This is a genomic window from Streptomyces sp. NPDC048255, assembly GCF_040652415.1.
GTDB lineage: Bacteria > Actinomycetota > Actinomycetes > Streptomycetales > Streptomycetaceae > Streptomyces.
In genome coordinates, this window is record NZ_JBEZMA010000002.1 from 263,430 (window position 1) to 282,447 (window position 19,018).

The window sequence follows — 19,018 nt, forward strand, 5'->3', positions numbered from 1 at the left end:
GGCCCGCTCACCGAACCGCCAAGGAGCCCGCATGACCGACGAAGACCTCCCCTTCCTCGCCGCGTCCGTCCGCCAGCCCGAGGGCACCCCCGACCGGCTGCGCCGGCAGATCGAGTTCATCATCGAGGTGGACCGGCTCAAGAACGTCTTCCGGCAGAGCCCGCTGCTGGCCGCGGACCGCAAGGAGAACGACGCCGAGCACTCGTGGCACCTGGCGCTGATGACCCTGGTGCTCGCGGAGCACGCGGACGAACCCGTCGACACCAGCAAGGTCCTCGCCCTGGTCCTCGTACACGACCTGGTGGAGATCTACGCGGGGGACACCTTCCTCTACGACACCGTGGGCGCCGCCGATCAGGAGGAGAGGGAACAGCGCGCCGCGGACAAGCTCTTCGCGCTCCTCCCCGCCGACCAGCAGGAACACTTCCGGGCCCTGTGGGACGAGTTCGAAGCGCGGCTCACGCCGGAGGCGCGCTTCGCCAAGGCCATGGACCGGCTCCAGCCGTTGCTGCTCAACTACGGCAACCAGGGCGGCACATGGCGCACCCCGGGGGTCACGGAGGACGTGGTGCTCGCCCGCAAGTCCGTGATCAAGGACGCCTCCGCGGACCTCTGGGAGTACGCGCAGACCCTGATCCACACCGGTGCGGACCGGGGCTGGGTGCCCCGTGACCGGGCCGACGACTGACGGCCCGGCCCGGTCCGGTCCGGGGGCCGGCCGGCAACCGGCCCGCGCCCCGGCCGCCCCGGTCACGCGCCGTGATCGAGGCCGGTCGGCGGCGTGAAATACACTGACCGGGTGACTGAGAACTCCTTGCCCCCCTGTCCCGAATGCTCCGGTGCCTACACCTACGAGATGGGCGCCCTCCTCGTCTGCCCCGAGTGCGGACACGAGTGGCAGCCCGCCTCCGAGGAGTCCGGCGATGCCTCCGGGGAGCGGGTGGTCAAGGACTCGGTCGGCAACGTGCTCGCCGACGGCGACACGGTGACGGTCGTCAAGGGCCTGAAGGTCAAGGGCAGCGCGAGCGGCATCAAGGCGGGCACCAAGGTGCGCAACATCCGCCTGGTCGACGGGGTCGACGGCCACGACATCGACTGCAGGATCGAGGGCTTCGGCGCCATGCAGCTCAAGTCCAGCGTGGTCCGGAAGGTCTGACCGCCGGGCGGGTGTGCGGGCGCGCGCACGGGCCCGAAACCCCGTTCGTCAGCGCCGTGCGGCCAGGGCCGCACGTCCGGGTGGTAGTTCCCCGCCGGGGCCCATTTCGGCGTTCCGGGCGCGGCCGGGCCGCAAGAGTTGCCCCATGATCATCGACCCGCCCCCCGCGTCCGGCTCCTCCGACGAGCCCGCCCCGGCGCCCGCTCGCAGGCCCTCCCGCCGTACCGTCATCGCCGGCGCGGCCGCCGTCGCCGGAGCCGGGGCGCTGACGGTCGCCGCCGCTTCCGCCGAGACCTCGCAGGCCACCCCCGGCTCCTCGCCCGCCGACTGGGACACCTGCCTGACCATCGCGCGGGCCATCCTCGTACGGGACGACGAGGACCAGCCACTGGTGCCGCGCTACGCCGACATCCTCCTGAAGAACGGCCTCCCCAGGACCCGGAACGCCCGCAAGAAGGTGCTGATCGTCGGCGCCGGGCCGGCCGGGCTCGCGGCGGCCCACCTGCTGCACCAGGCCGGGCACCAGGTGACCGTCATCGAGGCGAACGGCAACCGGGTGGGCGGCCGGATCAAGACCTTCCGGACCGGCGGACACGAGAAGTCCCCCGCACCCTTCGCCGACCCGAAGCAGTACGCCGAGGCCGGCGCCATGCGCATCCCCGACAGCCACCCGCTGGTCACCGGGCTGATGGACGGCCTCGGCCTCAAGCGGCGGCGCTTCCACCTGGTCGACGTCGACGGCTCCGGCCGCCCCGCCTACCGCACCTGGATCCACGTCAACGGCATCCGGGTCCGCCGCGCCGACTACGCCCGCAGCCCGCAGGCCGTCAACCGCTCCTTCGGGGTCCCCGCGGCCTACGAGTCCGTGCCCGCCGCGCAGATCGTGCGCAACGCCTTCGCCCCCGTCCGCAAGGAGATCGAGGGCAAGAAGGACAAGGAACTCGTAGAGGGCTGGGGCCGCGTCGTCCAGCGCTACGGCCACATGTCGATGTACCGCTTCCTGACCGAGGAGGCCAAGCTCGACGAGCGGACCATCGACCTCGTCGGCACCGTGGAGAACCTCACCTCCCGCCTGCACCTCGCCTTCATCCACAGCTTCATCGGGGCCTCGCTGATCAGCCCCGACACCGCCTTCTACGAACTGCCCGACGGCACGGCCACCCTGGCCGACGCGCTCTACGCCCGGGTCAAGGACCTGGTCCGGCTCGACCGCCGCGCCACCCGGATCACGCACGGCGAGGGCAAGGTCACCGTCGACACCGTCTCCGAGGGCCGCGGCGGCGCCGTCGTGCGGACCGAGACCTTCACCGGCGACAGCGCGATCATCACCGTCCCCTTCTCGGGACTGCGCCACATCCCGGTCACCCCCGCGCTCTCCTACGGCAAGCGGCGCGCGATCACCGAACTGCACTACGACGCCGCCACCAAGGTGCTGCTGGAATTCAGCCGCCGCTGGTGGGAGTTCGACGAGGCCGAGTGGAAGCGCGAGCTGGAAGCCGTACAGCCCGGCCTGTACCGGAAGTACCAGCTCGGGCAGACCCCGGGCGACGGCTCGATGCTCGGCGCCCACACCTCCGTGCCCAGGGGCCACGTCTCCGCCTCCCAGCGCGCCCACTACGCCGCCTGCCGCCGCGTCACCCGCGACCAGCCCGAGGCGGCCGGGGTCATCGGAGGCGGTTCGGCGACCGACAACCCCAACCGCTTCATGTTCCAGCCCTCCTACCCCGTCGAGGGCAGCCGGGGCGGCGTGGTCCTCGCCTCCTACAGCTGGGCGGACGACGCCCTGAAGTGGGACTCCTTCGACGACGCGGAGCGCTACCCCCGCGCACTCGCCGGGCTCCAGGAGGTGTTCGGGCAGCGCGTCGAGGTCTTCTACACCGGGGTCGGACGCACCCAGTCCTGGATGCGCGATCCGTACGCCTACGGAGAGGCCTCCGTGCTGCTGCCCGGCCAGCACACCGAGCTCTTCCCGCACGTCCGCGAGCCCGAAGGAAGCCTGCACTTCGCCGGCTGCCACACCTCGATCAAGCCCGCCTGGATCGAAGGGGCCCTGGAATCCGCGGTGCGGACCGCCCTGGAGGTCCACTCGGGCGCGTAGCCGTACGAGGACCTGCCCGCCGGGAGCCCCGCCGGCAGCCGACCCGCCGCCCCTCCCCGAGGAGGGGCGGCGCCGTCAGCTCTCGGCGAGCACGATCAGCCGGTCCCCCTCGGCGAAACGGATCCGCTGCCGCTTGTCGGGATTGATCCGCACCCCGTACGCGGGGCCCGTGGCGGCCTCCGCCCGCAACCGGTAGCCGACCGCGCAGGCGCGGCGGCGCCGCGCCGAGGCCACGGCGGTGGCGAAGGTGACCTCGCGGCCGGCCAGGACGTAGTCCGTCACCGGTTTCAGGTACAGCTCTTGCCCCTCCGCCCTGAACAACTCCTCGAAGACGGCGGCGAGGTAGTGGCTCTCCGAGATCTGGGTCATGAGGAGACTGATCAGCCGCCCGCTGACGATGAAGTCGGCGCCGGCCCGGGCGGGCGCGAGCAGCCGGTTGCCGTCGTCGGACATCTCGGTGGTGAGCGTGAGTTCCCGGTGCGCGGCCTGCCCGATCGCCCGCAGGTGCAGCAGCGTCACCAGCGTCCTGTCGTCGGCCTCCGTCTCCGCTGCCGTCTCCGCGGGCGGGGCGGGGAGGGCCGCGGCCGTGTCCGTGCCCGTTTCCGTAGCCGTGCGGCCGGTCTCGCCGATGACGACGACGCTGTCGTACGAGGGCACGTCCAGCTTCTCCAGTACCTGGGGATTGGTGATGTCCCCGCTGTGGAAGGCCACTTCGAGCCGCCGCCGACCCGCCGCGCCCTCGCGGGCGGTGCGCACCGTCGCCCCGTCGCCGAGGGCGACGACGTCCAGGGTGGTTCCGGGGCTCACGTATTCGTCGAGCTGTTCCAGGATGAGCGGGGCGCGGCGGTTCCAGCCGAGGAGGAGCAGGCGTTCGGGTGCGGGGGTCCGGGGGAGGGCCGTGACGAACGCGTCCTCGTCGACGTAGGAGGCGGCGTCCGCCGGTACGGCCGTGTCGTCGTCCTGCGAGATGACGACGATCCGGTCGCTCGCGCCGATGGCCGTACCGGGGTCCGGGTTGAGGACGACGCCGCCGTCGGCGCGCAGCAGGCCGAGCACCGAGGACGTGGTGAAGGCCAGCAGGGCCTCGCCGAAGGTGCGTCCCGCGAGGTCCCCGGCGGCGGCGGTGTGGAACTCGTCCCCCTCGAAGTCCAGCAGCTCCTGGTACACCAGCGAGAGGCCGGGCTGGCGGGCGGTCTGTACGAGGAGCCGGGCGACGATGTCGTCGACGCACAGCACGTGCCCTCCCGGCCCGGCCGCCAGCCGTGCGGTGGCGTGGTTGCGGCTGTCGCGGACGGCGGCGACCACCACCACCGTCCCGGCGGCCCCGGGGACGGCCGCGTCGAGGGCGAGCAGGGTCTTCACCACGTGGGCGTCGCCGGAGTCCCCGCCCGGAGGCAGGACGAGCACCGCCTTCGCGGTCTGCGGACTCACCCTGGCCAGCTCCGTGGGGTCGGTGGTGAGGCCGGTGCGGCAGATGATCCGGGTCCTGCCGGTGTCGGTGACGTGGGTGGAGATCTCCTCCTCCATCGCCACCTTGTCCATCGGCGCGAGGACGGCGAGGGCCGACCGGCGCTGGTTGGCATGGGCGGCGACCAGCTCACCGATCACGGGGAAGACCTGGTCGGACCATCCCAGGACGACGGTGTGCCGGCGCTCGATGACGGTGGAGTGGCCGAGGCGGAGCGCCATGATGCGCCGGTTGATGCCGGTGGTGATCAGGCTGACCAGCGCCGACACGAACAGCAGGGCGACCAGGGCGAGGGCCACGGAGGCGAGGACGTACAGGGGCGGACCGACCGCGCCCCCGATCTTGAGCGTCTGACCGACGCTGACCCATACCGCCGTGAGCCGGCCGGACGGGGTCGTCGGGGCCGTGCGGTCGGCCCAGACGAGGACCGTGCTCGCCGGGACGACGACGGCGAGGCAGGCCAGCGCCAGCCAGCCGATCAGCGCGGTGGTGCCCCCGGCCACAAGGTGGTCGAACCGGTACCGCAGGCGCAGCCGGAAGGATGTCCTGTGCTGCCCCGCCATTGCCAGCTCCCGAGCCTGAGACCACGCGTCCACCGAGCGGCTGCCCGCCACCCGGGCCCACGTTAGGCAATCCCGGAGGGCGCGCCCCGCCATGGACCCCCGCCCTCACCCGGAGGTATGAACGGTGACGCTTGAACTTGTGGTTCCGGGCCCTGTCCGGCACGAGGTTACACGTGTAATCTGCTCGCGGAGCGCCGCCGGGGTCGCGGTGCGCCGCATTGCGAAGCTCCGAGGAGAAACCGATGGCACCCACTCCTGCGGCCCGGCCGCGCGTCCTCACCGCTCCGGACGGCACGCCGTTCCGTGACCTCAACGGCAACGGCGTCATGGAGCCTTACGAAGACCCACGTCTCCCCGTGGCCGAACGGGTGGCGGACCTCCTCGGGCGCATGACGCTGGAGGAGAAGGCGGGCCTCCTGTTCCAGACCATGGTCGCCATCAACCCGGACGGCTCCCTGGTGGAACCGGAGCCCGGAGCGCCGGACGACGACCCGATGCGTGCCTCCACCTCCGCGATGGTGACCGGCAAGCTGATGAACCACTTCAACCTGTTCGGGGCGGCGGCGCCGCGCCGCATGGCCGAGTGGAACAACCGCCTCCAGGACCTCGCCGCCACGACGCGCCTCGGGATCCCGGTGACCATATCCACCGACCCCCGCAACGGATTCGTCGACAATCCCGCCGCGAGCGTGCACACCGAGGGCTTCTCCCTGTGGCCCGAACCGCCCGGCCTGGCCGCCGTCGGCGACGAGGAACTCGTGCGCGCACACGCCGACATCGTGCGTCAGGAGTACCTCGCGGTCGGCATCCGCCTCGCTCTCCACCCGACGGCCGACCTGGCCACCGAACCCCGCTGGCCACGGGTCCTCGGCACCTTCGGCTCCGACGCCGAGGTCGCCGCCCGCATGGTGGGCGCGTACGTCCGGGGCCTCCAGGGCGAGACGCTCGGCCCCGCCGGCGTCTCGGCCATGACCAAGCACTTCCCCGGAGCCGGACCGCAGCTGAACGGCGAGGACGCGCACTTCCCGTACGGGCGCGAACAGGTCTACCCGGGCGGCAACTTCGACTACCACCTGATCCCCTTCGAGGCGGCCTTCGCCGCGGGCACCTCGCAGGTCATGCCCTACTACGCCATGCCCGTCGGTACGCCCTACGAGGAGGTCGGCTTCGGCTTCAACAAGGGCGTCATCACCGGTCTGCTCCGCGAGGAGTACGGATTCGACGGCATCGTCTGCACCGACTGGGGCCTGGTCACCGACACGCAGATCTTCGGGGCGCCCTTCCCCGCACGCGCCTGGGGCGTCGAGGACCTGGACCGGCTCACCCGGGTGGAACGCATCCTCGACGCCGGAGCCGACCAGCTCGGTGGCGAGGCGGCTCCCGACCTCGTCGTGGAACTCGTGCGCACCGGCCGGGTGACGGCCGAGCGCATCGACGCCTCGGTCACCCGCCTGCTGCGGGAGAAGTTCGTGCTCGGCCTCTTCGACGATCCCTACGTGGACCCCGATGCCGCCGCCCGCATCTGCGGGAGCCCCGAGTTCACCGCGGCCGGCCTCGCCGCCCAGAGCCGCTCGATCACGGTCCTCAAGGACCGCCCCGCCGACGCCACCGCGCCGCTGCTGCCGCTCGCTCCCGGGACCCGCATCTACACCGAGGGCATCGACCGGGCCGTCGCCGCGCGGTACGCGACCGTCGTGGACACACCGCAGGAGGCCGAGGTCGCGGTGGTGCGCATCGCGGCACCGTACGACAAGGAGCGCACGGCCGGCTTCGAGTCGTTCTTCCGGGCGGGCCGCCTCGACTTCACCGAGGACGAGCTGCGACCCGTACTCGACGTCGCGTCTGCCGTCGCGACCGTCGTCGACATCTTCCTGGACCGGGCCGCGGTCATTCCCGAGATCGCGGACCGGGCGGCGGCCCTCGTGGCCGACTTCGGCGCCTCGGACACCGCCCTGCTGGACGTGCTCTTCGGCCGGGTGAAGCCCGAGGGGCGGCTGCCCTTCGAGCTCCCCCGCTCGATGGAGAGCGTCGTCGTCGGGCACGAGGACGTACCCGACGACTCCGGAGACCCGCTCTTCCCCTACGGTCACGGCCTGCGCCTTGGCTGACCCCGGAGCCGCCGACCGCTCCGCCGCGGCCGGGCCGTGTGACCTGCACCTGGACGGGGCCCCGCCGGCCCGGCTCGATAGGATCGCGACCGCATACGACGGAAGGCGATCATGGCGGACAGTCCCATTCGGCCCAGCTCCCTGATCAACACGGTGTACGGGGCGTTCCTGCGCCGCCTAGGCGGGTGGATCTCCGTCGCCGACCTGATCACCCTGATGTCCGAACTGGACGTCGACGGGCCGGCGGCGCGCTCGGCGATCTCCCGGCTCAAGAAGAAGGGCGTACTCGAACCGGAGCGCCGCGGCGCCACGGGCTACCGGCTCAGCCAGGCCGCGCAGCCCGTCTTCGACGAGGGCGACCGGCGGATCTTCGGCAGCCTGGAGCCGGCGAAGCTCAGCGACGGCTGGGCGATGGCCGTCTTCTCCGTACCGGAGTCCGAACGGTCGTACCGCTACCAGTTGCGCACCCGGCTGACCTGGCTGGGATTCGGGAACATCGCCCCGGGTGTGTGGCTGGCGCCCGGCAGGCTCCTGGGCGACGCCCGCGACATGCTCGTCCGGCGCGGGCTCAGCGACTACGTGCACCTTTTCGCCGCGGACTACGCGGCCTTCAGCGACCTGCCCGGGACGGTCAGCTCGTGGTGGGACTTCCCGGCGATCCAGGAGCAGTACGCCACCTTCAGCCGGGCGTACGCACCCGTCGCCGCGGAACTCGCGCAGCGGCGCGAGCTCGACGGCGGCGAGGCCTTCCGCCACTACGTGCCCATGCTCACCCAGTGGCGCCGGCTGCCCTACCTCGACCCCGGCCTGCCCGCCGAGCTGCTCCCGGCGGACTGGAACGCGGTCGCCGCCCGCCAGACGTTCCAGCAGTTGCACGACGTCCTCGCGGCGCCGAGCCTGCTGCACGTACAGGAGGTCGCCGGCCTGGCCGAGGGCGCACCGGAGGCGTAGCCCCGGCCGGAGCACCGCGCGCCCAGGCGTCGGCGCCTCCCGTGTGAGGCCGGCGTACCGGCTACGTGCCCGGGTGGTGCAGGCGGCGCCAGTAGCCCGCTATGTCGTCGACGGCGGTGGTGACCGAGTCGAGGGCCATGGTCGTGCGGGAGTCCCGCTCGTAGCGGCCCCACTTCGGCATGGGGTCGTGGTGGGGGTCGCCGGTGCGGATGAAGGAGATCCAGGACGCGTGCACGGTCGCGGCGAGACCCTCGCGGATCCTGGGGTTCAGCCCCGTCAGGAAGGGGGCGTGCGACCACTTGTCGAAGTTGTCGAACACGAAGGGCAGTTCGAGGCAGTGCGCGGCCGCGAGCCGACCGTCGTGCGCGGGCGTCGGGAGGTTGAACTGGTACGCCCAGACCGGCCGGCCGCGGGCCGCCCGCCGTTCGGCGAGGGCCACGGCGGGCATGCGGAACAGGTCGTCGCTGATCAGGTCCATGAGCACGTCCACCGGCCGGGCGCCCGGCCGGGCCTGCTCGTACGCGGTGTACGCCTGGGCCGCCCGGTTCCCGAAGGTGTCCCGGGCCCGGGCGAGCACCTGGTCCTTGGTCGCGGCGACGTACGGCTCGCTGAGCGCGAAGGCGAAGTTCGCCTCCTCCCTGGTCCAGCCGATCAGGACGTCGATGTCCGCCCCCGCGCCGCTGAGCAGCAGGTCGGCGGGGTCGCGGTCGAGTGTGGTCCCGTCGATGACCGGCAGGAACGGGGTGGACCAGTAGCCCCACTTTCCGGTGCGCCCGAACATCTCGAAGGTCGCGGCGATCAGGCGCGGCCAGGGCACGGCCCGTAGTTCCGCCACGTTCGTGGCGCCGAGGACGTCCAGGTACTGGGCGGTGCGCTGGAGCGATTCGGCGCGGGTGGGGATCTTCAGCCCGAGCGGCGGGCTCTGCAGGATGGCGCGGCGGAAGAGAGGGCGGCCCTTGGGCCGGGCGCCGGCCAGCGCCGCGACCGACAGCGCGCCGCCGGACTGGCCGGCGACGGTGATGTTGTCCGGGTCGCCGCCGAACGCGGCGATGTTGTCCCGTACCCAGTTCAGCGCGGCGAGTTGGTCGGTGAGCCAGAAGTTGCCCCCGGCGCCGTCCTCGCCGAAGTAGAGGTAACCCAGCGGGCCGAGGCGGTAGTTGACGGTCACGACGACGAGGTCGCCGTCGCGCGCGAAGGTGTCGCCGGAGTAGACGGGCAGCGAGCCGGATCCGGAGATGAAGCCGCCGCCGTGGATCCACACCATCACCGGCCGCTTGGCGGAATCGGCCCCGGGGGTCCAGACGTTGAGCGTGAGGCAGTCCTCGTCGAAGGGGGGCGAGCCGTGCGTGCCGAGCACCTGGTCGCCGCCCTCCCGGTAGGGCTGCGGTGCGCTCGGGCCGTACGCGGTGGCATCGCGCGTGCCCTGCCATCCGGGATGGGGCCGGGCCGGCCGCCACCGGAGGGCGCCGACCGGCGGCGCCGCGTAGGGCACGCCCTTGAAGACGGCGAGCCCTCCCTCGATGCCCCCGCGCAGCCGGCCCGCGGGCAGGTCCACGACGGGCCCGGGGTCGTTCGCCCGCGGGGCGGCCTGCGCCGCGGGGCCTCCGGGGACTCCGGAGAAGAGCGCGGCACCGGCCAACACGCTGCCGTTCCTGAGGACTTTGCGTCGCGACGGTTCGTCGGTCATGGTGCTTCACTCCCTGACTGATCAAGGGCCTGGCGCCGAAATCGGCATAGCGCCAAATTGACGATGGCTAGTGCTACGGCATACGCGACGCCGGGGTCAAGGGGTGCGGCGGGCTCGGGGCCCAATATCTCGTGCAGTCTTGACGCACGTCGCAATTACGCGATAGACACGTGTCACCTCGATGCTTTCCAGCCACGCCACCCGGGAGCGGACCTCCCCTCGGGAGCCCCTCGGTCCATCCCCATCAGAAACATCCGGTCGCCAGGGCGGCCGGCTGACAACGTACGGAGTCTCCATGGCAGGTCGGATTCGTCCCGTTGGTCTGATCGCCGTCACGACAGGCCTCTTGCTGACCACCGCGTGCGGTGGTGCCAGCCTCGGGACCGGCGACGGCGACAAGCAGAACGGGCCCGTGAAGATCGGGCTCCTCGTCCCGCAGTCCGGGACCTACAAGGCGCTCGGCGACGACATGAAGCAGGGATTCGAGCTCTACGTCGCGCAGCACGGCGGCAAGCTCGGCGGCCGTGACGTGGAGATCGTGGTCGCGGACGAGGGGGAGACGGCCGATTCGGGCAAGGCGGCCGCCGAGAAACTGGTCAAACAGGACCGGGTGCTGGCGGTGAGCGGCGTGGTGAGCTCGGCCACCGTCAACGGGGTCAAGGACCTGTTCGAGACCAGCAAGGTCCCCCTCGTCGGCTCCAACGCCTCACCGACGACCCTCACCGGCACCAAGTACATCTGGCGCACCTCGTACGTCAACGACGAGCCGGGCAAGGCGCTGGGCAAGCACGTGGCCGAGCAGGCCGGCGGTCCGGTCTTCCTGATCGCCGCGGGCTACCAGGCGGGCAAGGACGAAGTGGAGGGCTTCAAGTCCACCTTCCTCCCCGCCGGCGGCAAGATCGCGGGGGAGGAGGTCTACACACCGTTCCCGGGAACGAAGAACTTCCAGCCCTACCTCGCACAGATCGAGAAGTCCGGCGCGAAGGCCGTCTTCTGCTTCTACGCGGGCGGCGCGGCCGTCGACTTCGTCAAGCAGTACCGCGACTTCGGACTCGCCGGCAAGATCCCGCTCTACGCGCCCGGCTTCCTCACCGAAGGCGGCGTGCTCAAGGGCCAGGGCGAGGCGGCCGAAGGCATCCTCACCGCGCTCAACTACAGCGCCGACCTGGACAACGCCGCCAACAAGCAGTTCGCACCGGCGTACACCTCCACGTACGGCGTCGCCCCGACCACCTACGCGATGGCGTCATGGGACGCGGCGCAGGTCCTCGACAAGGCGATCAAGGCGGCCGGCGGCACGGTGACCCCGGAGACGGTCAACGCGGCCATCGCCGGGGTGGGGGACATCGACAGCCCGCGCGGCACCTGGAAGTTCAACGCCGGGGGTACGCCCGTGCAGCCCTGGTACCTGCGCGAGGTCAAGCAGGGCGCCAACACGGTCAGCTCCGAGCTCGGCAGACTGGGCGGCTGACATGACCGGATGGTTGGACGGCAACTTCGTCAGCGTCGTCGACGGGGTCGCCTTCGGTCTGCTGCTGTTCACGATCGCGGTCGGCCTCTCCCTGGTCTTCGGCATGATGGACGTGCTCAACCTGGCCCACGGCACCCTCTACCTCGCCGGAGCCTACGTCGCCTACGCACTGTCCGACGGAACCCTCTGGGGACTCGTCCTCGCCCTGGCCGCGGGGGTCCTCGTGGGCACCATGGGCGGGGCGGCGCTGACGTTCCTCACCCAGCCGCTGGCCCGGCGCGGCCACCTGGACCAGGCCGTACTGACCCTCGGCATCACCTTCATCGTCGCCGACCTCCTCGCCGCGGCCTTCGGCGGGGAGGTCCTGCCCACCGACCCGCCGACCTCCCTGGGCGGGACGGTGGACCTGCTCGGCCACGCGTATCCGGTCTACCGGCTCGTGTTCATCGGCGTCGCGGCCGGCCTCGCGCTCGCCGTGTACCTCGTCTTCGAACGCAGTTCGCTCGGAGCCCTCGTACGGGCCACCGTCGCGGACCGGGACATGGTCCGCGCGCAGGGCGTCGACGTCCGCAAGGTCCTGTACGGGGTCTTCGCGTCCGGCGCGGCCCTGGCCGTGGCCGGCGGTGTCCTCGGGGCGCCGATCCTGGGCCCCGGGCCGGGCGTGGACGAGACCGTACTGGTCCTCTCGCTCGTCGTCGTGGTCGTGGGCGGCCTCGGGTCGGTGCGCGGTGCGCTCGCCGGAGCGCTCCTCATCGGCCAGGTGCAGACGCTCGGGGTGGCGCTGCTCCCGCAGTACGCCCCCTTCCTGCTCTTCGGCACCATGCTGCTCGTCCTCGTGGTCCGACCGAACGGCCTGGTCCCGTCGGCGGTGCGCACATGAGCCCTTCCGCGTCCGCCCGTTGCGAATCCTCCCCGTCCGAATCCACCCCGTCCGCACCCGCCCGTTCCGCATCCGCCCGGTCCCTGACACGGCGGCTGCCGGTGGCCGCCGTCGTCGGCGGGCTCACCCTGGCCCCCTTCGTCCTCGGCCCGTACGCCGTCGGCACCCTGTCGCGGATCCTGGTGTTCGCCCTGCTCGCCCTGAGCGTGAACCTGCTCACCGGCCTGACCGGACTGCCCACCCTCGGCCAGTCGGCCTACTTCGGCGTCGGCGCCTACACGGCCGCCATCGTGGCGACCCGGCTCACCGACCTCGGGATCCTCCAACTCCTCATCGCCGCAGGCGTCTCCGCGCTGGTGGCGGTGCCCACCGGATGGCTCGCCGTACGGGCCCGGGGCGTGGTCTTCCTGATGCTGACGCTCGCCATCGGCGAGATCGTCTACAGCGCCGCCGTCAACTGGAAACCGCTGACGAACGGCACCGACGGCATGTCGGGCATCCCGCCCGTCGTCCCGCTGCCCGGGATGCCCGCCCTGGAGCTCGACGGGCTGGTCTACTTCTACGTCCTGGCCGTGTTCCTGCTGCTCTTCGCGGCGGTCTCCCGCCTGGGTTCGACTCCGTTCGCCCTCGCCCTGCGCGGGATCCGCGACAACGAGCCGCGGATGCGGGCCATCGGCTATCCCACCCGGCGCTACGCCCTGACCGTCTACTGCGGCGCCGGCGCGCTGGCCGGCGCCGCCGGGGCCCTGTGGGTGTCGGTGCAGCGGTTCGTCTCGCCCGGCGACGCCGGATTCGAGATCGCCGCCCTGGCGCTGCTGGCCGTCGTCATCGGCGGCTCCGGCTCGATGTGGGGAGCCTGCGCGGGCGCCGCGCTCGTCTGGCTCACCCGCGACTACCTCGGGAACCTCGAAGCCGTCGCCGGACGCGGGCCGCTGCTGCTCGGACTGCTCTTCGTCATCGCCGTCTACACGCTGCCCCGCGGACTGGCCGGCGTACGGATCCCGCTGAAACCGACCCGGAAGAGGACGGCGTGACAGACCCCGACGCACTGGAACTGCGCCGGGCGTCCCGGCACTTCGGCTCCTTCCGAGCCCTGGACGAGGTGGACCTCAGCGTGCGGCCGGGCGCCCGGCACGCGGTCATCGGCCCCAACGGCGCGGGCAAGTCCACACTGTTCGGCCTGATCTCGGGAACCCTGCCGGCCAGCGCCGGAACCATCCTCGTCGACGGACGGGACGTGACCCGGCTGCCCGTGGACCGCCGGGTCGGGCTCGGTGTCGCGGCGACGTTCCAGCACTCCAGTCTCTTCCTGCGGGAGACCGTGCTGGAGAACGTCCTGCTCGCCGTGTTGCGCCGGGCCGCGGCCGGACTCGGCGGCTGGCGGCGGGTGGGTGCCCGGAAGGCGGCGGTCGAGGAGGCGCACGCACTGCTCGAACGGGTGGGCCTGCCCACCCGGCACGAGCTCGCGGCCGCCGCGCTCTCGCACGGCGAGCGGCGCCAGCTGGAGGTCGCCGTCGCCCTCGCGACCGCCCCCCGGCTGCTGCTCCTGGACGAACCGGCCGCCGGCATGTCGCCGGCGGAGACGGCGCGGCTCACCGAACTGATCGCCGCCCTGCCCCGGGAGGTGACCGTACTCCTCATCGAGCACGACCTCGACATGGTCTTCGAGCTCGCCGACACGGTGACGGTCATGCACCTCGGCAGACACCTCAAGACCGGCACCCCGGACGAGGTACGGGCCTCCGCCGCAGTCCAGACCGCCTACCTCGGCACCATGGAGGTCCCCTCGTGAAGCCGTTCCTCAGCATCCGCGCCCTGCGCTCCGGCTACGCCGGGGGCGTCGTCCTCGGCGGGGTCGATCTGGACCTCGAAGCGGGCGGTACGGTCACCCTCCTCGGGCGCAACGGAGTCGGGAAGACCACCCTCATATCGACCGTCATGGGGCTCGTCCGGCCCTACGCAGGCAGCGTCACCCTCGACGGCCGGGAGCTCGCCGGAGCCCGCGTCGACGTGATCGCCCGGGCCGGGGTCGGCGTGGTTCCCCAGGGGCGCAGGGTGTTCGCACCGCTGACCGTGCACGAACACCTGACGATCGCCTCGCGGCGCCCGGCGCGCGGCCCCTGGACCAGGGCCCGCGTCCTGGAGCTGCTGCCGCGGCTGGCGGAGCGGCTCGGGCACCGCGGCGACCAGCTCTCCGGAGGGGAACAGCAGATGCTCGCGATCGCCCGGGCCCTGCTGGGCAATCCGCGCCTGCTGCTCCTCGACGAGCCCTCCGACGGGCTCGCGCCCGCGATCGTCTCCCAAGTGGGCGAGGTGATCCGCGAGGTGAGCGCGCAGGGCATGTCGGTCGTCCTCGTCGAGCAGAACCTGGGACTGGCCCTCTCCGTCGCCCGGACCGTGGCGGTCATGCGCAAGGGAGTCATCGTCCACCAGGCGGCCAGTACGGACTTCGCCGCCCGGCCCGAGGACCTGCGGCGTCTGCTGGGCGTCGACTGACCGAATGCCCGACCGGATGCCCGACGGAGAGCCCGACCGGACGCGCATCGGACGCCTGCGGGACGCCCTGCCGCACGCCCGGCGTCCGGCAGGCCCACGCCGTGTTCCCAGTCGCCCCTGAGCAGGGGGGAGCCGATAATGGAGGCTGCCGGTAGTGATGAGCGAGGCGACATGCGCGAATCAGACAGTGGCGGTCAGGGCTCGGCCCCCGCCCCCGTCGGCGACACGGCAGCGGTCATACTTGATCATCATGGTGTGGTCGTGTCCTGCACGCCGGCGGGGTCAGCCCTGATGTCGTGTTCGCCGGGGGAGGTCTGCGCCCCGCTGGCGCACTCGCTCCCCGCCCCGGGAAGGGGCGACCGGCGCCGCCTCCTGATCCCCGCCGGGGCCGGTCCGGAAGCCGGCCTGACCGTGGAGTGCGTCCTGGCCCCCATGGCCTCGTCGGACCGTGCCGCGGGCCGATGGCTCGTCCTGCTCACACCGGCCGGAGGCACGCCCCGGGCGGCTGAGCGCGAGGGGGAACGCAGGCGGCGGGAGCTCTCCCACGCCGCCATGGCCACGATCGGCGCGTCCCTGGACGTCACGGACACCGCCCAGACGCTCGTGAACCTCCTCGTGCCCGTCTTCGCGGATCTGGCGACGGTGGACCTGGCCGAGCAGGTGCTCGTGGGCGACGAGCCGCCGGAGCTCGCCGCCAGCGGTGACGTCCGGCTGCGCCGGATCGCGGCCGCCCAGAGCCCGGAGATCTCCGCGGAGAACCTCCTGGCGGTCGGGGAAGCGCTGCCACCCGTGGTCGACAACGCGCTGATGCGGCCGCTCATGGAAGGCCGGCCGGTGGTCGTGGCCGACCTCCGGACGCTCCGCACGACACTGCCCGTCGATCCCGACGCCCTCGATGCGTTCATCCCGCGGGGCGCGAGCTCCTCGATCGCGGTCCCCCTCTACGCCCGGGGCCTCGTCCTGGGCTGCGTCACGGTCTGGCGCTCCCACCTGCTCGCCGCCTTCAGCGACAGCGACGCGGCCCTCCTGGAGGACGTCGTCTCCCGTACCGCGCTCGGAGTGGACAACGCCCGGCGCTACACCAGGGAGCACCGATCGGCGCTGGCCCTGCAGCGCAGTCTGCTGCCGCATTCGGCCCTGAACCTGACGGCCGCCGAAACGGCCGGCGTCTACCAGCCGGCCGGCGGCGGTGTGGGAGTCGGCGGGGACTGGTACGACGTGATCCCCCTGCCCTCCCTGCGCGTGGCCTTCGTGGCCGGGGACGTCGTCGGCCACGGCCTCGACGCCACCGCGGCCATGGCGCGGCTGCGCACCGCTGTGCAGACCCTTGCCGACCTCGACCTGGACCCCGGCGAACTCCTCACGCACCTGGACGACTTGGTGCTCGGGTTCTCGGCCGAGCGGGCGGCCGGAGCCTCCCGTTCGGAAATCGCCGTCCTGGGGGCGACGTGCCTCTACGCCGTCTACGACCCGGTGACCGGAAGGCTCACGGCCGCGAGCGCCGGCCATCCGCCGCCCGTCGTCCTGGGCGCGCGGGGCGAGAGCTTCTCCGTCGAGATGCCCCCCGGTCCGCCGCTGGGCGTCGGCGGCATGCCGTTCGAGGTGGCGGAACTCGACGTGCCGCCGGGGAGCACGCTGGCCTTCTTCACCGACGGTCTGGTCGAGAGCCGCGGCCGCGACATAGAGGAGGGAATGGCCGCGCTGCGGGACTGCCTCGCCGCCGTGCCCCCCGGCCTGACGCTGGACGAGACCTGCCAGAACGTCATCGGCACACTGATGCCCGAAGTGCCCGGCGACGATGTCGCCCTGCTGCTCGCCCGGGTCCACCGCCTTCCGCCCACCCGCGTCGCCACATGGGAGTTCGAGGCCGAACTGTCCCAGGTCGCCCACGCCCGCGAGGGCGTCGTGAGCCAGCTGTCCGCCTGGCAGCTCGACGATCTCGCCTTCGAGGCGGAGCTCGTCGTCAGCGAACTGGTCACCAACGCCATCCGGTACGCCGGAGGACCCGTAGGACTCAGGCTGATCCTGGACGAGGTGCTCGTGTGCGAGGTGTCCGACCCCAGCAGCACGCAGCCGCGCCTGCGGCGGGCCAGGGAGACGGACGAGGGAGGGCGCGGCCTCTTCCTGGTCGCCCAGCTCGCGGAGCGCTGGGGATGCCGTTTCACCGGTGAGGGCAAGACCATCTGGACCGAACAGGCCATCGACGCCTCACTCCGCGCGGATGCCGCGGAGCGCTGAGCGCGGGAGCCGAGCCGCAGGTCGCAGTCGTCCACCCCCCTAGGGGTTTGTCACGTTTGTCCGAATTCCTTGCGTGTCGTGCTGAGAGATGCTTAGCATGTTACACGTGTAACGACAAGCGAGAGGCGCGCCGGGGCACTCGGGGCGGCGGGGCGTGAGTCCGTCGGAGCATGATGTTGCGAAAACTCCATGTCTCGAAATATTGACGGTCGCCAGTCTGGCGACATACTTGCTTCATTCTCCCCGCTGCCCCAAGACTGAGGTGCCGCCCCATGGAGCTCTCCCCTTCCGCGCATGCGGATTCCTTCTGCCGCGATCGGCTTCCCCCGGCCTCCCTCTGGCCCCAACTCCACTTCGATCTACCGGAGTTGCAGTACCCGGACCGGCTCAACTGCGCCCAGCGGCTGCTCGACGACGCGGTCGACCGCTGGGGACCGGACCGCCCGTGCCTGCTGACTCCCACCGAGCGGTGGACCTACGGCCGGCTCCAGCAGCGCGCCAACCAGGTCGCCCAAGTGCTGACCGAGGACTTCGGGCTCCGTCCCGGCAACCGCGTCCTGCTGCGCGGCCCGAACAATCCCTGGCTCGTCGCCGCCTGGTTCGGTGTCCTCAAGGCGGGCGGCGTCGCCGTCACCACGATGCCGCTCTTGCGCGCCACGGAACTCTCCGAACTGCACGGCATCAGCCGGCCGGCCGTCGCCGTGTGCGACCACCGCTTCCTCGGGGAGCTCGCCGCGGCGGACACCCCCGGACTCGCCGTGCTCGCCTACGGCGGACCGGACGAGGACGACCTGACGCGGCGCTGCGCGGCCAAGGAGGGCCGGTACGCCACCGTCGCCACCGCCGCCGACGACGTGGCCCTCATCGCGTTCACCTCGGGCACGACGGGCCGCCCCAAGGCCACCTTGCACTTCCACCGGGACGTCCTGGCCAACGCGGACACCTTCTCCCGGCACGTGCTCAAGCCCCGCCCGGACGACGTGTTCACCGGCACCCCGCCCCTGGCCTTCACCTTCGGGCTCGGCGGACTCGTGGTCTTCCCGCTGCACGTGGGCGCCGCCACGCTGCTGATCGAGCAGGCGGGCCCCGAGCAACTGGCCGATCTCGTCGCCGAGCACGGGGTGACCGTGCTCTTCACCGCTCCCACCGCCTACCGGGCCATCATGGCGGCGGGGGCGACGGACAGGCTGGCGGGCCTCCGGCGCTGCGTATCGGCCGGTGAGGCGCTTCCCGCCCAGGTGTGGGAGGAGTTCAAGGCCGCCACCGGACACCGCATCATCGACGGCATCGGCGCCACCGAGATGCTCCACGTCTTCATCTCCGCCGCCGACGAGGACATCCGGCCCGGTTCCACCGGCAGGCCCGTCCCCGGCTACCGCGCCAGGATCGTGGACGAGGACGGCGGACCCGTCCCGGACGGACTGCCCGGGCTGCTCGCCGTCACCGGCCCCACCGGCTGCCGGTACATGGAGGACCCGCGCCAGAGCGCGTACGTGCGCAACGGCTGGAACGTCACCGGCGACACCTATGTCCGCGACCGGGAGGGCTACTTCTGGTACGTGGCCCGCAGCGACGACATGATCGTCTCCTCCGGTTACAACATCGCCGGCCCCGAGGTCGAGAAGGCCCTGGCGACCCACCCCGATGTCGAGGAGTGCGGCGTCGTCGGCGTCCCCGACAGCAAGCGCGGCATGCTGGTGAAGGCGTACGTGGTCCTGCGCCCCGGAGTCGCGGCGGACGAGGTGACCGCCAAGGACCTCCAGAACCACGTCAAGCGGACCATCGCGCCCTACAAGTACCCGCGCGCCATCGAGTTCGTCACCGAACTGCCGCGCACCAGCAACGGAAAGCTCCGGCGCGGCGAACTGCGCCGGGCGCACCGCACCGACCCCCGATGAAAGG

Annotated in this window: 14 protein-coding genes; 12 read left to right on the forward strand and 2 right to left on the reverse strand. The window is 72.1% G+C overall.

Annotated elements, in window-relative coordinates:
* Positions 1-31: 31 nt before the first annotated feature.
* The 3 genes from AB0D94_RS03620 to AB0D94_RS03630 all read left to right on the forward strand — a co-directional run bounded on the left by AB0D94_RS03620 (position 32) and on the right by AB0D94_RS03630 (position 3,254).
* A complete protein-coding gene (locus AB0D94_RS03620; RefSeq protein WP_362044925.1) occupies positions 32-688 on the forward strand; it encodes an HD domain-containing protein in 657 nt (218 codons plus the stop codon).
* Positions 689-799: 111 nt separating this feature from the next.
* Positions 800-1,156, forward strand: coding sequence for a zinc ribbon domain-containing protein YjdM (locus tag AB0D94_RS03625; protein ID WP_362044926.1), 357 nt, complete (start codon positions 800-802; stop codon positions 1,154-1,156).
* A 145-nt stretch (positions 1,157-1,301) separates the two neighbouring features.
* A complete protein-coding gene (locus tag AB0D94_RS03630) occupies positions 1,302-3,254 on the forward strand; it encodes an NAD(P)/FAD-dependent oxidoreductase (protein ID WP_362044927.1) in 1,953 nt (650 codons plus the stop codon).
* A gap of 75 nt (positions 3,255-3,329) precedes the next feature.
* On the opposite strand, the gene AB0D94_RS03635 is transcribed toward AB0D94_RS03630, so the two are convergent.
* Positions 3,330-5,285 carry an NAD-binding lipoprotein gene (locus tag AB0D94_RS03635; RefSeq protein ID WP_362044929.1) on the reverse strand — a complete coding sequence of 652 codons (1,956 nt, stop codon included), beginning with the start codon at positions 5,283-5,285 and terminating at the stop codon, positions 3,330-3,332.
* Between the two features lie 242 nt (positions 5,286-5,527).
* Between AB0D94_RS03635 and AB0D94_RS03640 the strand changes: the two genes are divergently transcribed.
* Positions 5,528-7,393 (forward strand): glycoside hydrolase family 3 N-terminal domain-containing protein, encoded by a 1,866-nt coding sequence (locus tag AB0D94_RS03640; RefSeq protein WP_362044931.1) that lies wholly within the window; start codon positions 5,528-5,530, stop codon positions 7,391-7,393.
* A 111-nt stretch (positions 7,394-7,504) separates the two neighbouring features.
* A complete protein-coding gene (locus tag AB0D94_RS03645) occupies positions 7,505-8,344 on the forward strand; it encodes a PaaX family transcriptional regulator C-terminal domain-containing protein (RefSeq protein WP_362044933.1) in 840 nt (279 codons plus the stop codon).
* Positions 8,345-8,405: 61 nt separating this feature from the next.
* Here the strand turns inward: AB0D94_RS03645 and AB0D94_RS03650 are convergent, their stop codons facing one another.
* Entirely contained in the window at positions 8,406-10,031 is a 1,626-nt protein-coding gene (locus AB0D94_RS03650) for a carboxylesterase family protein (protein ID WP_362044935.1), read from the reverse strand.
* 346 nt (positions 10,032-10,377) lie between these two features.
* Here AB0D94_RS03650 and AB0D94_RS03655 point away from each other — a divergent pair, with 346 nt between their 5' ends.
* From AB0D94_RS03655 to AB0D94_RS03685, 7 genes are all read left to right on the forward strand, one after another.
* Positions 10,378-11,502 (forward strand): ABC transporter substrate-binding protein, encoded by a 1,125-nt coding sequence (locus AB0D94_RS03655; protein ID WP_362044937.1) that lies wholly within the window; start codon positions 10,378-10,380, stop codon positions 11,500-11,502.
* Between the two features lies 1 nt (position 11,503).
* Positions 11,504-12,382, forward strand: a complete 879-nt coding sequence (locus AB0D94_RS03660) for a branched-chain amino acid ABC transporter permease (RefSeq protein ID WP_362044939.1) — start codon at positions 11,504-11,506, stop codon at positions 12,380-12,382.
* Entirely contained in the window at positions 12,379-13,416 is a 1,038-nt protein-coding gene (locus AB0D94_RS03665) for a branched-chain amino acid ABC transporter permease (RefSeq protein WP_362044941.1), read from the forward strand. Before AB0D94_RS03660 ends, AB0D94_RS03665 begins: the two co-directional genes overlap by 4 nt.
* Positions 13,413-14,174, forward strand: a complete 762-nt coding sequence (locus tag AB0D94_RS03670; RefSeq protein ID WP_362044943.1) for an ABC transporter ATP-binding protein — start codon at positions 13,413-13,415, stop codon at positions 14,172-14,174. Before AB0D94_RS03665 ends, AB0D94_RS03670 begins: the two co-directional genes overlap by 4 nt.
* Entirely contained in the window at positions 14,171-14,878 is a 708-nt protein-coding gene (locus AB0D94_RS03675) for an ABC transporter ATP-binding protein (RefSeq protein WP_362044945.1), read from the forward strand. Before AB0D94_RS03670 ends, AB0D94_RS03675 begins: the two co-directional genes overlap by 4 nt.
* Positions 14,879-15,169: 291 nt before the next feature.
* Positions 15,170-17,116, forward strand: coding sequence for a SpoIIE family protein phosphatase (locus AB0D94_RS03680; protein WP_362044947.1), 1,947 nt, complete (start codon positions 15,170-15,172; stop codon positions 17,114-17,116).
* 272 nt (positions 17,117-17,388) lie between these two features.
* Positions 17,389-19,014 (forward strand): AMP-binding protein, encoded by a 1,626-nt coding sequence (locus tag AB0D94_RS03685; protein WP_362044949.1) that lies wholly within the window; start codon positions 17,389-17,391, stop codon positions 19,012-19,014.
* The last annotated feature ends 4 nt before the right edge of the window (positions 19,015-19,018 follow it).